Origin of the sequence: Paucilactobacillus nenjiangensis, from assembly GCF_008632615.1 — a bacterium.
GTDB lineage: Bacteria > Bacillota > Bacilli > Lactobacillales > Lactobacillaceae > Paucilactobacillus > Paucilactobacillus nenjiangensis.
Window position 1 is genome coordinate 2,022,922 of the sequence record NZ_CP043939.1, and the last position, 15,495, is coordinate 2,038,416.

Annotated in this window: 16 protein-coding genes and 1 riboswitch; of the genes, 9 read left to right on the forward strand and 7 right to left on the reverse strand. The window is 40.0% G+C overall.

Going from position 1 to position 15,495, the window contains the following annotated elements:
• Positions 1–26: 26 nt before the first annotated feature.
• Entirely contained in the window at positions 27–782 is a 756-nt protein-coding gene (locus F0161_RS10310; protein ID WP_150204515.1) for an ABC transporter permease, read from the reverse strand.
• Positions 779–1,420: an ABC transporter ATP-binding protein gene (locus F0161_RS10315; protein WP_150204516.1), complete on the reverse strand. Its 642-nt coding sequence runs from the start codon at positions 1,418–1,420 to the stop codon at positions 779–781. The genes F0161_RS10310 and F0161_RS10315 overlap by 4 nt, the downstream gene beginning before the upstream one ends.
• Positions 1,421–1,823: 403 nt before the next feature.
• On the opposite strand from F0161_RS10315, the gene F0161_RS11790 reads away from it, so the two are divergent.
• The 4 genes from F0161_RS11790 to tenA all read left to right on the forward strand — a co-directional run bounded on the left by F0161_RS11790 (position 1,824) and on the right by tenA (position 5,065).
• Positions 1,824–2,048 carry an FMN-binding protein gene (locus tag F0161_RS11790; protein ID WP_318635341.1) on the forward strand — a complete coding sequence of 75 codons (225 nt, stop codon included), beginning with the start codon at positions 1,824–1,826 and terminating at the stop codon, positions 2,046–2,048.
• Positions 2,049–2,050: 2 nt separating this feature from the next.
• The gene (locus tag F0161_RS10325) at positions 2,051–2,836 is read left to right on the forward strand and encodes an FAD:protein FMN transferase (RefSeq protein ID WP_150204517.1); all 786 of its coding nucleotides are present in this window, start codon (positions 2,051–2,053) and stop codon (positions 2,834–2,836) included.
• A complete protein-coding gene (locus F0161_RS10330; RefSeq protein ID WP_190318866.1) occupies positions 2,820–4,103 on the forward strand; it encodes an FAD-binding oxidoreductase in 1,284 nt (427 codons plus the stop codon). The genes F0161_RS10325 and F0161_RS10330 overlap by 17 nt, the downstream gene beginning before the upstream one ends.
• A gap of 41 nt (positions 4,104–4,144) precedes the next feature.
• A riboswitch (TPP riboswitch) is annotated at positions 4,145–4,235 on the forward strand.
• Positions 4,236–4,399: 164 nt separating this feature from the next.
• Positions 4,400–5,065, forward strand: coding sequence for a thiaminase II (tenA, locus tag F0161_RS10335; protein WP_150204519.1), 666 nt, complete (start codon positions 4,400–4,402; stop codon positions 5,063–5,065).
• Here tenA and F0161_RS10340 read toward each other — a convergent pair whose 3' ends face one another.
• On the reverse strand, positions 5,066–6,370 hold the full coding sequence (locus F0161_RS10340; protein WP_190318867.1) for a Fic family protein: 1,305 nt from the start codon (positions 6,368–6,370) through the stop codon (positions 5,066–5,068).
• A 332-nt stretch (positions 6,371–6,702) separates the two neighbouring features.
• Here F0161_RS10340 and F0161_RS10345 point away from each other — a divergent pair, with 332 nt between their 5' ends.
• A complete protein-coding gene (locus F0161_RS10345) occupies positions 6,703–7,554 on the forward strand; it encodes an aldo/keto reductase (protein ID WP_150204521.1) in 852 nt (283 codons plus the stop codon).
• 77 nt (positions 7,555–7,631) lie between these two features.
• Here F0161_RS10345 and F0161_RS10350 read toward each other — a convergent pair whose 3' ends face one another.
• From F0161_RS10350 to F0161_RS10360, 3 genes are all read right to left on the reverse strand, one after another.
• Entirely contained in the window at positions 7,632–8,039 is a 408-nt protein-coding gene (locus F0161_RS10350) for a helix-turn-helix domain-containing protein (RefSeq protein ID WP_150204522.1), read from the reverse strand.
• A gap of 497 nt (positions 8,040–8,536) precedes the next feature.
• Positions 8,537–9,220 (reverse strand): metal-dependent hydrolase, encoded by a 684-nt coding sequence (locus F0161_RS10355; protein ID WP_150204523.1) that lies wholly within the window; start codon positions 9,218–9,220, stop codon positions 8,537–8,539.
• Positions 9,221–9,235: 15 nt separating this feature from the next.
• On the reverse strand, positions 9,236–9,616 hold the full coding sequence (locus F0161_RS10360) for a nuclear transport factor 2 family protein (protein ID WP_137602449.1): 381 nt from the start codon (positions 9,614–9,616) through the stop codon (positions 9,236–9,238).
• Positions 9,617–9,942: 326 nt separating this feature from the next.
• Here F0161_RS10360 and rlmD point away from each other — a divergent pair, with 326 nt between their 5' ends.
• Positions 9,943–11,340: a 23S rRNA (uracil(1939)-C(5))-methyltransferase RlmD gene (gene rlmD, locus F0161_RS10365; protein ID WP_150204524.1), complete on the forward strand. Its 1,398-nt coding sequence runs from the start codon at positions 9,943–9,945 to the stop codon at positions 11,338–11,340.
• A gap of 208 nt (positions 11,341–11,548) precedes the next feature.
• On the opposite strand, the gene F0161_RS11455 is transcribed toward rlmD, so the two are convergent.
• On the reverse strand, positions 11,549–11,764 hold the full coding sequence (locus tag F0161_RS11455; protein WP_190318942.1) for a hypothetical protein: 216 nt from the start codon (positions 11,762–11,764) through the stop codon (positions 11,549–11,551).
• Here F0161_RS11455 and F0161_RS11860 point away from each other — a divergent pair.
• The 3 genes from F0161_RS11860 (at position 11,735) to F0161_RS10375 (ending at position 15,423) form a co-directional block, all read left to right on the forward strand.
• Positions 11,735–12,040: an MMPL family transporter gene (locus tag F0161_RS11860; protein ID WP_404825389.1), complete on the forward strand. Its 306-nt coding sequence runs from the start codon at positions 11,735–11,737 to the stop codon at positions 12,038–12,040. The genes F0161_RS11455 and F0161_RS11860 overlap by 30 nt on opposite strands.
• Positions 12,041–12,058: 18 nt before the next feature.
• On the forward strand, positions 12,059–12,334 hold the full coding sequence (locus F0161_RS11865) for an MMPL family transporter (protein WP_404825415.1): 276 nt from the start codon (positions 12,059–12,061) through the stop codon (positions 12,332–12,334).
• A 167-nt stretch (positions 12,335–12,501) separates the two neighbouring features.
• Positions 12,502–15,423 carry an LTA synthase family protein gene (locus F0161_RS10375; protein WP_150204525.1) on the forward strand — a complete coding sequence of 974 codons (2,922 nt, stop codon included), beginning with the start codon at positions 12,502–12,504 and terminating at the stop codon, positions 15,421–15,423.
• Positions 15,424–15,495: the final 72 nt, after the last annotated feature.

A 15,495-nucleotide genomic window follows, 5' to 3' on the forward strand; every position in this document is an offset into this window, starting at 1 on the left:
TTTTGTGAGAACTTTTTAAGAAACGGTTACTTTAACTGCATTTGGGTATTGTAAAACTTGCGATAAGCCAAGTAGCACGCTATCACTGACCCAATCGCGGTTGTCGCTAACAACATAAACATCACCATGATTTGATACTTGATGGCTTTGACCGGGTCCACGCCGGCAATAATCAAACCAGACATCATCCCCGGTAAACTCACCAAGCCGACCGTTTTTGCCGAATCAATCGTTGGTGACATACCCGCCCGAACACTTTCACCTAAAATTGATTTGGAGGCTAATTTAATTTCTGCTCCTAAGGCAAGCTTTTCAATAATCTGCTGGCGTTGATCGCGAAAACTCGTATTCAAGCTGCGATAACATAAGCCAATCGCGACCATCGTGTTACTGGCTACCATCCCCGAAAACGGAATGATTTGCGCCGGAATCATTTTTAACGAACCGGTCGCAATCAACGTGCCCACCACCACAACGGTACTGGTTAAAATAGCAATAAACGAAATTAAAAAGGCATTATCAATCCCAGGTCCGCGTTTGCGCGCGTTATCGGCCGCATTGACAATAATAATTAAAATCATCAACACCGTCAGCGCCCAGTTATTAATTTTAAAGACATACTTCAAGACGTACCCAACTACCGTCAGCTGAATCACGGTCCGAATTACCCCAATGACAATATCTTTATTCAGGCCCAACTTTTCGCGATAACTAATAAATAAAGCGACTAACACTAAGCCGGTGACTAAGGTTAATGATAAGTTACTAACGACTAAATTCATTTGCCAATCCTCCCCTCAATAATTTGAATCATTTTTTTGGCACTGTCGATTTCTTGTTGGTCATGGGTAACTGAAATGATGGTAACTTGATCTTCATTGTGCACCGCTTGAATTAAATTCCAGACAATCGCCTTATTCTCGGCATCCAGTCCGGTCGTGATTTCATCGAGCAGTAATACTTTGGGAACATACATTAAATGACGCAGGAGGCCAATACGTTGGCGTTCGCCACCGGAGATATCAATAATTTTTTCATCCATCATGGAGGCTGGCAACTGAACTTTAGTTAACAAATCCACTGCCCGCGTTTGGTCAAATTCCACACCGCGCACTTCCGCTGGGAATTTTAAATTATCGGCCACCGTTTCTCCAAACAAGGCTGGTCGTTGCACACAATAGGAAACTTCCCGGCGATACTCAACCGGATTTAGCTCTGCAATATCCGTCTGATTATAATACAGGTTGCCCGCCGTGGCGGTCGCCATTTGCGCCATTAATAATAACACCGTACTTTTACCACTGCCGGAAGGACCCGTAATGGTTAAATAATCATTGGGTTCCACCGCTAAATCAATCGAATCTAAGATTTTTTTATCGTCAATCTGATAGTCAACTTGTTTCAATTCAATTATTGCCATGTCACTACTCCTCATTTCATTTGGTTCAATTGTATCGAACTCTGGCGACGGTGCCAAATGATTGAGCGGTGTGTTGTATTTAAACAATGGTTATCGTGACAAAATGAACAAGCTTTATCTCGCCCCTTTATGATAAATGGTGATACATTAACACCAACAAATTTGGGGAGGGGTTCCGTATGTACAAAAAATAATTGCCGGCTTACTCAGTCTGGCGATTGCTGGTGCAATTGTCTTAGACTTCTTTTATACTTTTTTTGGCCAGTCAAAAGCGACCACGACCACGGCCAAAAATAAAACGGCCACCAGTTCTGCTGCGGCTAGTAGCAACCCGACGGCCAATCAATACCAGGATGGCACCTATACCGGCGAGGCCACTGAAACTGAATACGGTGACGTACAGCTGAAAATCAATGTCGTTGGTGGCAAGATTACCACCATTGATGTACTGAAATATCCTAATGATGAGCGTAAAAGTGAATCGATTAACGCTAAGGTCCTGCCCACCTACAAGCAAGAAGCGTTAAGTGCCCAAAGTAGTCACATCCAGCAAGTGTCTGGCGCCACCGAAACCTATAAAGGCTTCAAAGGTTCGCTTCAAGATGCTCTCAATCAAGCGGAGGATTAGCGATGAATTCAACCCTACGCAAACAAACTCGCGTGTTAAATCACATGAATGTTCCCTTTACGTTGACCTTTATGACGCCATCTGAAGTTGATGTAACCGCAGAAATTGCGACGGTTTCTCAACAAGTCGACCGATTTTTAGCCCAAGTTGATCAACAATTCTCACCCTTCAAAGTAGATTCAGATGTCAGTCGCTTTCAACGCCACGAATTGGATTTACTCACGGCGGATGCGACTTTTCAAACTATTTATGCTTTGAGTGAGGATGCTAAACAATTTACTCAAGGCGGGTTTAATGCCTACTATCACGGTTACTTCGACCCGACTGGTTTAGTGAAAGGTTGGGCCATCGAAACAGCGCAACAACAATTTTTACAACCATTACTGGACCATCCGTGGTTCATTGCCGTCGGAATCAACGGTGGTGGTGACATGCAATTGGCGACCAACGATGGTGAATTTAATTGGGAGATTGGCATGGAAAATCCGACCAACTTGCAGCGGATACTGGCCACTTATCACCTCACCAATGACGCGGTCGCCACCTCTGGTTTTAACAAACGCGGGCTGCATATCGAGCGACCAGCGGCCAATGATTTTCGCCAATTAACCATCATCGGTGATTCGCTGACGACGGCGGATATTTGGGCTACCGCTGGGCTAAGTATGGCAGCGACTGACTTTAAAAGGTTGTCTGAGTTACATCAATTGTCGGGAATGGTCGTCTATGACGATTTATCGGTTCAAGCATTTGCAGGAGGTGAGTGGTTCGATGCTCAAAAATTATAAATTTGGTAATGGCCTAGTCTGGCTTTTAATTATCTTTGTCTTGCCGTTGCCCTTGTTACAGGCCACTTACTATGAACTTCCTGCCTTATATCATGACACCTTGATGCCGATTCAATTCGGAACGTTGGCCTATATTTGGATGTTGGCCGCGATTTATTTAGCGACGCGTCCGCGGTGGTTGGACCGCTTGATTGGGTTACCGTCAATGTATTTAGTTCACGGCATCATCAGTATTTTAGCGATTGGATTAGCCTTCGTGCATAAGCTCTTGCTGCCTTCGAGTGGCTGGATTAAATGGACTGGTGATTGGGGTTTGTATTTATTTATCGCGGTCGGCGTGTATTCACTGATCTTCTTAGCTGGTTGGCTCACTAATCGCGTGCCAGTTTTAAATCACCTCAAGCACTGGTTAGAAACGTTGTTCCAACATGAAATCTCAGTTTGGTTGCACCGGCTGAATTTAGTGGCGACCGCCTTGGTGATTATTCACGTCATCTTAATTCCATACATCCTGGCAATGCATAATTATATGATGTTATTTGGAGCATATACGGGAATCGTGGCGCTGAGTTATTTGGTGAGTGTTTATCGAGTGCATTTCCAACAGCCAACTGGTGAGTTAATAGAACTCGACCAGCTAGCAGACAATGTGGTGCAATTAAGCGTAAAGATGCCGCGGTTGCGGCGGCAATTTCAAACGGGGGACTTTGTCTTTATCGCCTTTCCAAATTTACCGGGGATGAAGGAACCCCATCCCTTCTCACTAGCGAATAATCCACTGGCTGATGGTCAACTTGAATTAATTGTGCGTGAGGATGGTGATTTTACGAAATCATTGGCATCAGTACCAATTGGAACGCCAGTTAAAATATTAGGTGGCTACGGTCGTTTTCAAAATTTCATTGATGAACATCCGGGTACACAACTAGTGATGATTAGTGGTGGCATTGGTGTCGTGCCGTTATTGTCCCTTATTAACCATAACCTTGAGAAACCCATTCATATTTTTTATTCCGTCCAAAAGCAAACCGATTTCTTGCACCTAGATCAATTTGATTATTGGAACACCACTCCTAATTTTTCTAGTCAGCTGCAAGTGGGCCGATTTAAGGACGCACAACTTGAAAACTATTTAGCGACTATTGATGTGAACCACACCATTTTTCTCGTTTCCGGGCCGGCCGCGTTAGGGCAACACTGGCAACGCTTTTTGAAAAAACACGGTATTCGGGGATGGCAAATTTATTATGAAGAGTTCGGTTGGTAATTACCTTAATTGACAACCCCACTGTGACGGTCTATTCTTAACTTAAATATCTGGGGTGCCAACTTGGCTGAGAAAATACCCATCGAACCTGATCCACGTAATGGTGGCGTAGGAAGTTAGAGAGTGTGAGACACAACGTCTAGCTAGTGAGCACTAACAATGGAAAATTTTGAGTTTGTTTTTTAACTCATAATTTTACGAGTTAGGTGAACTAGCTGTTGTGTCGAACACGTTTCAACCAACAAAAATTCGATGAAGACCCCCAGATAAAAACAATTTCTGGAGGTCTTTTTATTTTGACAAATATTAGCAATGAACTATTTGATATCGCCCAACCGGTTTGGAATTTAAGCTACCAGCACCCTTTCATTACTGAACTAGCGGCTGGTCAACTACCTATCGAAAAATTTCGGTATTATCTCAAACAAGATCGATATTATTTAGAACAGTTTGGTGATTTACATGAAAAGATTGCCACTTTGATTGATAATCCGGCCGACAAAGACATTCTGTTAGTTGGAGCAGCCAGTATGCATGATGGTGAAACCGATATTCGTTCGACAATGTTCCAAGAAATTGGCATTACCCTAGATGAAATACAACAAACACCAATTGCCCCAACCGCGTATAGTTATGTGACCCACATGAACTACGAATTAACTAATGGCACCACCGCTTCTGCCGTGGCCGCCCTGTTACCTTGTTACTGGTTATACAGTGAAATTGGGCATCGTCTCATTCACGAGAAGTCCCCTGTGCCAATTTATCAAGAATGGTTAGACAGCTATGCCAGCACCGAATTTGATACCGGCACTGACCAAATGATTGAACTCGTCAATCACCTCGGCGAAAATGCCGACTCTGCTGAACAAGCTTTGATTAAAGATTCCTTTTTAAAGAGTAGCAATTATGAACTGAACTTTTGGCAAATGGCTTATACAATGGAAAATTGGGCCAGCTAATTAGTTAATGTATTCGCTATTCAAAATGTGCTGTAATGGTTTTCTCTTAATAGTTTTCAGTACCCCATTGCCAGTATATTTTTTAACGATATCTTTAAATTTACGACGTGAAATATTACTATTTTCTTTAATAAATTCACCCAATTCATTATCTGTAATGCCATCTGTAGTTCCACTGCTGGTAAATAACTTAGACTGCAGAAAGATATATAAGATATTGGATTCATCATCATTCATATCAGGTAATTTTTGTTTCAATTTCTCCAACCCGTTTTGCAAAGTCTGCATCCGCAAACTAAATTGGTTTAACACCTCAGTTTGACCATCAGCGATAATTTCAAGCATTCCTTCAATAAAAAGGGTTAGCTCTGCACGATTTTCACTATTACCAGCATCCCTAAATAACCGATAATAATTCTGAACATGGGTATGAATTGATGTTGAAATTGATAAACCTGTAAATACATCCAATTTATTTGATAAGTATGAGGATAATAAGTATCTTCCCATCCTTCCGTTGCCATCTCTAAATGGATGAGTATTCTCAAACATAAAATGTGTAACAATGGCTTTAACAATTGGAATTACATCATCGTCATTATTCATAAATGTAATCAATTGTGACAACGCCAAACTAATATCTTGCTCATTGTCCGGAGGCAAGTGAACTGTGTTATTCTGCCGACCAATATAAACAAAACTATCACGAATAATATTCACATCTGGTAGTGAGTCTTTCGATATTTCACCTTCCAATAGTTGATCGTATATTTGCCTAAAATCAGATAAATTATTGATCTGCCTTTGATTGGCTTGCAGCGAAGCTTTGTATTGCCGGATTGTCGACTCTAAACGTCTATGCTTATTGTCAACTTTGGTGTCAGTATCCCAAACAATGGTACTAATTTCTTCAGGATTAGTGTGCACTCCTTCAATTTCATTTGAGAAAAATATTTCGTTTGTCAGCATGGAATACGTATAACTGTTAATCGCAACAGTAGGTATTTTGTTAGTATAAATTAACGCAGATATTTCTGCTGATTGCTTTCTGACCGTATCTAATAACATAAGGATTTTGGGCGTGACCATCCAAAAGATTGGGTCATTAAACTTTGCCACACTTTTCCCATTTAAAATGCCCATTTCTAAGCTTTCTTTATTTACTAGACGTGGAAACATCGCCGTCACAGTTGCTGAATAATCGTTTATCCGATGCAAATATTCAGCGTTTATCTCTTCTTCACTTAGGCTTGAATGACCATTTGATCCATATTTAAATGTACTCAGCAATTGATAATTTTTCATGATTACATTACCTCTCATTTCTCTAAATTACCAAAATGGGCCTTTTGGTCAAATAGAATCATTTGTTTACCTACCTATTTTACCAAAATAGCTGTTTTGGTAAAATAGAACACTCAATTTCACTATCTATTTTGCCAAAATAGACCATTTGGTAAAATAGAACGTCAAAAATAATAGCAATTTTACCAATTACGAAGTTTTGGTAAAGTTGATTTCTAAGTCGGCAGTCAAGCGCTTACATTTTTTCTTAAAATTCGCTCCTTTTTGACTAGTTAAACTACTTTGTGTGTTAAACTAGGCGGTAATCATATTAAGTTTGGAGGAATTATAACTTGCAAAGCCTTATTGACACTTATACTTTGAATAATGATGTAAAAATTCCAATCGTTGGATTTGGTACTTGGCAATCCGCTGATGGTGATATTGCGTACAAATCTGTCCAGGCCGCACTTGATGCTGGCTACCGTCACATTGATACTGCAACCGCCTATGGTAACGAAGGCAGTGTTGGCAAAGCAATTAAAGATAGTGACGTTGATCGTCATGATATTTTCTTAACCACAAAGCTTTGGAATGATGATCATGGCTACGAAGCAACTCAAAAAGCTATCGATAATTCTTTAAAAAGTTTAGAAACGGATTACGTTGATTTGTACTTAATTCATTGGCCCAACCCCCTCAAGTTCCGTGACAATTGGGAACAAATGAATGCCGAAAGTTGGCAAGCAATGGAAGAAGCCTACAAAGCGGGTAAAGTTCGTGCGATTGGCGTGTCTAACTTCCGTCCACACCATTTAGCCTCACTTATGAAAACTGCCACGATTACACCGGCGGTTAATCAAAACTACCTTAATCCCTGTGACTTACAACCTGAAGTCACCCATGCAAATGAACAATACAATATTTTAAATGAAGCTTATAGTCCTTTAGGTACTGGTGAACTCCTGTCAGTTCAATTACTCCGTGACCTTGGTGAAAAATATGGCCATAGTTCTGCACAATTAATGCTCCGTTGGTCATTGCAACACGGCTTCTTACCACTTCCTAAATCAACTCATGCTGAACGTATTCAACATAACACCGGCATTTTTGATTTCACAATTGATGATGCTGACATGAAGGCCATCGATGGACTGCATGGAACTACTCGTGTAGCTGACGATCCTGATTTAGTTAATTTCTAAAATTTAAAAAATGAGCTGTCTGATTATAATAATCGGGCAGCTCATTTGATATTTATATGAAAAAGTAACTCAATAACTCATTGTCCAAATGCATACCAACAGATCATACCAACAAGGCCAAATATCGCCCACCAATACCTTGCTAACCATTCCCAGCCATTATTGATTGGTTTATAATTCCATTCACGCCAGCGATGATTTTCATGCCAATCTTTATCAGCTGCATCTTGTTCAAAAAATTTTTTTACCCCATTATTATTGCTAACTTTAGGTTGAACCCCAAGAACTAATTCATCTAATCCGACGTTCAACACCTGAGCCAACATGACCAAATTATTCATATCGGGAACTGAGTCACCATTTTCCCATTTAGAAATTGATTGTCGCGATAAAAATAATTTTTCTGCTAATTCATCCTGAGAAATCTTTTTGGCCTTACGTAATTCAACCAATTTATTTGAAAACTGTGTTCCCTCTTTTGCCATCTTAACTACCCCCATTAATTTATAGATTGATTATAGCAAAGGCTCGATTCTCTGGCCCGCACTTATCAACCATAATGCACTTTACATTTGCGCAACTGGGAGTTGCAAGCCGTGCAGTGTCAGCATTCGTAAGCAAATATTTTTAATTGTTAATTTGTTCATAAAGAATATCCATAGTTACCAAAAGCTCGTTATCATTTACGTTTACAAACGTTGATATAGCAGTTGTTTTTATGATTTGATTGTCATTAATATTCATTTATTAGCAATCTAGGAATGACTAACGGTATACTTGAAACCATTAAAATAAAGTCTTTTCCTAGCAAGCCTAGATAACTTAACACTAGTATAGTTAGCCTTTTATCTATGACAAAATAGGACATCTCCAAACTTGTGGGTTCACTTCAATGTCCTTTTGTATTATTTATATCATTTTGATAAAACAACTTGATATTTTGTTTTTAAATGGTTTGGGTATAGTCCTCCTATATCTCCACTTAAATATCAAATGTTCCATTCTGACCTGGGGTTAAAATTTTTACGACTCCTTGTGGTAATTTTGTCACCAAGTCGTCTGGATTTTGCTGAATCTCTGGAAAAGTATTGTAATGAATAGGTACAACATATTTGGAGTTGAGACGTGTGGCACAAATCGCTGCCTCGGCCGGTCCCATTGTGAAGCGACCACCAATTGGTAGAAAGGCCACATCAATATCAAATGCCTTACCAAAAATGGCCATATCACCAAAATTAGAGGTATCTCCAGCAAAAAAGATAGTTTTATTATCCGCTTTAATTAAAAATCCTGCCGCATCCCCCGCATACTTAAGCTTTCCATCGACGTTGATACTCGAAGAATGTTGAGCGTGCATCATTTTAACAAACCCGAATGGAAGGTTAGCACTTCCACCCAGATTGATTGGATAAGTGATGGCACTTTCCTTTTCGGCATAATAAGTTAATTCCGGTACCGCAATAATAGGAGCTTTGTTTTTCTTAGACAAGGTAATCATGTCCCCGTTGTGGTGGGAATGTCCATGAGAAACAAAGATAAAATCGACGGGGTAATCCACTGTAATATCCGTTTGTGGGTTATTGGTGATGAATGGATCAAAAATTAAATGTAATCCATTTTGCAATTGTAGTTCCACACATGAATGTCCGTGATAGATAATTTTCATAGCAAATCCTCCAGTCTAAAGTGTCTGAATTGTTCGGGAATGATAATACCAGCGTTTACCAACTAAAATTAATTCGTGATTTACCGCCACTATGTTAACAATTTTATTGTGACTTGGATCAATAATTAGCATCTTAGTTGTGGCATAAGCTTCATTTTGTGTTATCGATGTAATAACCGAATTTAAGGTAAGATGAATTGATTCCGCGGGCTCGTTTCCCCAGGTTTGATGTAAAAAAGTATTCATTTGATCAAGTGAAATCGTTGATTTATCTGGCAAAATAATGGTACCGTTCGGAGTAAATAAATCTAAGTATTGTTCATAATTTCTCTGACTTGCGAGCTCATCAGCTTTAACTAAGAACGCTGAAACTTCAATAAATGCATTACTATCCATACGCTTTCCCCTCCGACGTAATTGTATGCGAAAAGCCAGTAAATTTCTAATTTAAACCCCCGTCTGGTTACACACTTTCCTTCTAATCAGGTTCAATAAGTCAGTTCTCTCACTTAACTTCAATCCATTAATCAGGCTCCTCCAAACAAATTACTCACCTAATCTCAAATTGTCATTATCCACAACCCGGATAATGTCAATTTTTTGATTATTGCTCGTAATCTACCCGTCTGGTTACACACCTTCCTTCTTCTGTGTTATACTCACTGTTGGCTCAAAAAGAGCTAAATGTAAAAACGCCTTTGTAGAACGAATAGGAAGAAAAAATGAAAACATATAATGATCGCACCAAAAGTAATGCAGTTAACATGGAAGTTGGAACAAGATTTCCATTAACTATCAAACAAATCGGAATTAATGGCGAAGGGATTGGCTATTATAAACACAAGATTGTCTTTATCCCCAACGCTTTACCCGAAGAATTAGTCACCGCAGAAGCTACTGAAGTGACTGACCGCTATATTCGTGCCAAGATTCACACCATGCGTCGCGAAAGCCAACACCGAGTTCCTACTCGGGACAGTTACGCTGAAGAAGTTGGTGGTTTTGAACTTGAGCACCTATCTTACCCACAACAATTAAAATTCAAACGTGACCTCGTCATGCAATCACTTGAAAAATTTAAGCCACGTGGTTATAACAAATACCAAATTCGTGCCACTCTGGGCATGGAAAATCCTTACGAATACCGTAACAAGGCTCAATTCCAAATTCGTATCATTGATGGTCACGTCGCCGCCGGACTCTTTAAACCCGGGAGCCATGATCTGGTCGATTTAGAAGAATGTTCCGTTCAAATGCCTGCGACTATGAAGGTCATGCGTGCCTTAGTTCAAATGATTGAAGACCTTGAAATCCCAGTTTACGATGAAGAAGCCAACTCCGGCATCATCAAAACAATCGCTGTTCGGGTCGCTAACGAAACTGGAAACGTCCAGGTAACTTTCATCACGAACTCACCTAAATTGCCTAAAAAACGTGACTTATTAGCTCGTATGGCTGAAGAATTACCTGAAGTGACTTCCGTAATGCAAAACATCAACAAGGGAAAAGGTCCATTGATTTGGGGTGACGAAACTGTTCACTTAGCCGGATCAACTGCCATCACTGAAAAAATCGGTGACTTGCAATTCCGCTTGTCAGCTCGTGCGTTCCTTCAATTAAATCCACAACAAACTGACGTTTTATATGCGGAAACTAAACATGCCTTGCGTGTTAACAAACACGACACTTTAGTCGATGCCTACGCCGGAATTGGTACAATTGGGCTATCCCTGGCGACTAAAGTCAAGCAAGTTGTTGGTATGGAAGTGATTGAAGATGCTGTCAAAGATGCTAACTTTAACGCCGCATTAAATGGTATCGACAACGCCCAATACGAAGTTGGAACTGCTGAAGAAATCATACCTAAGTGGCTTGAACAAGGCCTTCAAGTCGACGCGATGGTTGTGGATCCTCCCCGTGCCGGCCTTGATGAAAAATTAATGGAACAAATTTTACTCGCTGATCCTGAAAAATTTGTCTACGTCTCATGTAACCCATCAACCCTTGCTCGCGACTTAGTAACACTTACTGAACGCTACAACGTTGAATACATGCAACCAGTTGATATGATGCCTCAAACTCCTAAGTGCGAAGTAGTTGTTAAATTGGTGAGAAACTAAGGATAGAGTGCTGAACCTGCTGCTTAGCTTCGGAGCATTATTTTTAGTTAAGTGACGAAGTTGCTTTGAGAAGCCGATTTAATTAGTTTGAGAACAACCACGGTCAGTTTTAAATGACGAAGTTGACAGGTGAAGCACATTTCAAAAGACGTTATACCAAAACAGCATCCCCCTTAATAGGAAGATGCTGTTTTGTTACCTCGTGTTTTTAACAATCAAAATTGCCATTTTCTGTAATCACAACCAAATGGTTAATGAATTCTTTCACTTCTTTGGCAGAAATAGTACTTAAATTACTCATCCAACCTTCCATTATTCCAACAATCGCTCGAAAGTCCAGTTCTGCATGGATTGGATTGCCACCATCCATTGCGTTGCGGATTGTAAATGTATAATGAAGAATATCAACAAGGATCTCAAGCATGATGATACGCACTTAAATATTTCATCTGCGGGGACACAAAATATGATGATTACCGGAGTTTCTAATATGACTGCCAACCATGGCCTGATTATTGTCCTCGGATTAGCCATCATCGCCGTTGTCTTGTTATTGCTCTACCATAAGATTAGATTGGCAATTTTGCCACTGTTCCCAATTGCGATTGGGCTTGGTCTATCTCCATTGACCTTGCATTTGCTCGGTGAATCTTACAATCCCCTGACAATTGCCTTAAGTTCCTTAGTCTTAAGAATTTGAATAGGATTTACCATTCTGATTTTGGAACGATTCCACGAAGAACAGCGACTCGGGAAACCGGTCCAAGATTCGATGGTTTCAGCCGTTAGTAACGTTGGCCAAGCAATCACTGCCTCTGGTCTAACCGTTGTTGGTGGGTTCGCAGCGCTAATCTTCGTCAACTTCCCCGTAATTAGCTCATTTGGACTAATTACTGTCCTAGACACGCTCTACTCATTAATTTCGGCGCTAACAATTTTGCCAGCCATTACAGCTTTGTTATACTCAAAAGCCAAAAATAAGAAAGCCAAGTAATTTATCAATTACTTTTCATTAAAAGAACAATATTTTCAACATTAAATTTAGCTTATCTTAAAAAGAGACAAATGTACTGTTTTGTATCTTACAATCCTTGGAGGAATAGCTATAATGTTACTCATGCAAGATTCGTAATCTATTAAAAATTTGAAAAGAGTGATACTTTGAAACGCAATCTCCATCCCCAAATTAAATTGGCCGGAGTCATTAATTATTTAATCATCTTCGGTGCTCTAATAGTTGTATTTGGGACATTTGCTCAACAACATTATTTGACGAGCGTCAACTTCTGGTTAATTTGGTGCTTAAAAAATGTGGCTGTTATGGCCAGCCTCGCGATTCCATTAATCATTGGGATGAAAGCTAGCACAGTCAAATCCAGCAACAAAGTACAAATCATCATCCTCAGTGTATTTTGGCTCCTCATGATGGGCGTTAAGCTAGTGACCCCGTCACCCACAGTAATCACTGGTAGTTTATATCTGATTACTCGCATTGGGCCTAGCTTACTGTGCTACTTAGTGTTACTAGCAGTGGGGCCCATCATCAAATTTCGATTACAAGCTATTTCGCTACCTTCACTGCGAAAAGTTGTTGGTGGGTTAGCCGGAATTTATCTGGTGTCTAGTTTGGTTTTAGGGACTAAATGGCTTGGCATTACAGGTGGTCAGACAATTGTTGCATATATTGCATTATTTATCATTGGGATTTGGATCCAAACCGACCCACTTATTAAACAGCTCCGTTCACGCTTATTAATCCCAGCCACGGTGTTGGCCACCATCCTAGCTATCTTTGTATCATGGTTGAACACCAATGTGGTTAACTATGATCCCCATCATGGGATGACTACGACTTTACATTATTTAGATGGAATCAGTTTAAATCAACCACTAATGATTGTGGCTTGTGTGGGCATCCTGATTATTGTGCAGCGTTTTTGGTTGACTGCTACTCAATTAAAACCTCAAGACACAATCTTATTAGGTACAAGCTACCTATGGTTAATGTACCCACAAGTATTGGCGACTAACTTGACTCTGCTAATCAATAAAGCCCACCATTGGCCATTATTCGCAACGCTAGGTTTACTTGTTGTTTTAGCGATTGTGCTAACCCTTGTCATTCGGCTAGTTATTCATTTAACCTTATCACTGGCCAATAAACTGAATCTGCAGCAGATTGATCCATTACCTGTTTTAAAACGCTTCACTATCCAAGCTTGGCGGACGTGGTCGTTCATTGGGACGGCGTGGTTAATTACCGTAATTTCAATTTGGCACCTGTGGAATTGGAAACTAGATATGTTGCAGTGGATGATTTTAAATCGAGAAATGGTAATCTTTATTAACGTTGTCATGATTTACGCCTTCTTTGCCATCCTCATGGCCATCTTCAATCGTTATTGGTTTGCGTCTGTTGCGACCTTAACTAGCTATGCCGTCTGGCTTGTAATTAATTTGATTAAAATTTCTAGCCGTAGTGAACCAGTCTTACCGGTTGACGCTTCAATGGTATCATCATTAGGATCAATCAACGATTTATTAAAATTAGTTTCACCGCTAGCAATTGTTGGCGTAATTATCGTGATATTGCTAGCTTGCTTAGCAGCTGGATTACTTCAGCATTTTGATTCAACCAAACGGTGGCAATTACCCAAGCGAATCGTCATGATTTTGTTGTCGGTCATTTTATTATCATCTTTCCGAGTTTCAAATCATCCTGGTTCAATCGCTGCCAAGAGTTTAAGTTATGCCAAGGACAAACCATATTTTTATTCGCAATTACGGGCAGCTAAGCTCAATGGAACCTTATTACAATTTGCCAATAACATTGATGTCACCGTTATGGATAAACCAGCCGGTTATTCTGAGAAGACGATGCGCAATTTACAAAAGAAATATCATGCGCAAGCTAAGCAAATCAATCAGCACCGTCATTATCAAAACATGGATCATCAAACTGTTGTCTTCGTACTGAGTGAAAGCTTTGCGGATCCAACTGACGTACCTAATTTACAAGTCCAAGGAGATCCAATTCCTTACATTCATTCACTCGAGAAAACCACCACCTCGGGTAAAATGATTAGTTCTGGTTACGGTGGCGGAACGGCTAATATGGAATATCAGGCTCTGACCAGTTTGTCGATGACTAATTTTTCACCAACCTTGCCAACACCTTATTCCCAATTAGTGCCTTATCAAAAACAGACTTTTGCTGCTTCCGATTTATTTAGTTATCGCGTGGCTATCCATCCATTTACCGCTAACTTATATAACCGCAAACAAGTTTACCAAAAGCTTGGTTTTAACAAGTTCTATCACCTCCAGGGTGGTGATAAGCTAAGTTACACGGCCAAAATTCAAAATAGTCCCTATATTTCGGATGAATCAGCTTATTCTCAAGCTCTCCAACAAATTACCGGGCATACCGGTGGTCAATTCATTAATTTGGTCACCATGCAAAATCACATGCCATTTGATAATTACTATCAAAGCACGGATTACCCCGTTTCAGGAACGGCGTTTGCCGATGCTGAACATAAAAAGAATATAGAAAATTATATTCAAGGATTGCATTATACCGATACTGCCTTAAAAGGGTTTAACGAAAAACTCAATAAGGTGCATAAGCCAGTAACGGTTGTCTGGTACGGTGATCATTTGCCCGGAATTTATAACGGCGATAGCATGCAACAATACGGAATTCAACTTCATTCCACGGATTATTTAATCTACGGCAATAAGTACAGTCCTGCTCATAATGTTAAGTTAGCTAAGCATTGCGTAGTCTCACCCAATAACTTTGCGGCGATGTTATTAAAGCAAATGGGGGTTAAAGTTTCACCATATTATGCTCTCATGACTCGTGTCTATGAAAAATTACCAGCGTTAGCTTTGAATCCATTTGATGGCGCTGGCAACAACACGGCCAATGGTAGTTCTATTATGGTCAGTCAACATGAACAGGCTGTCTCTAAATTATCTAAGAAGCAAAAAGTTCTACTCCACGATTATAAACTCGTTCAATACGATTTAACGGCCGGCAAGGGTTACCTCGCCAACAGTACTTTTATGGATCGTTAGTTATAAATTTGAGCAAACTAAAAACGATTTTCAATTCAACATTGAAAATCGTTTTTGTGTGGTTTTTTAAAC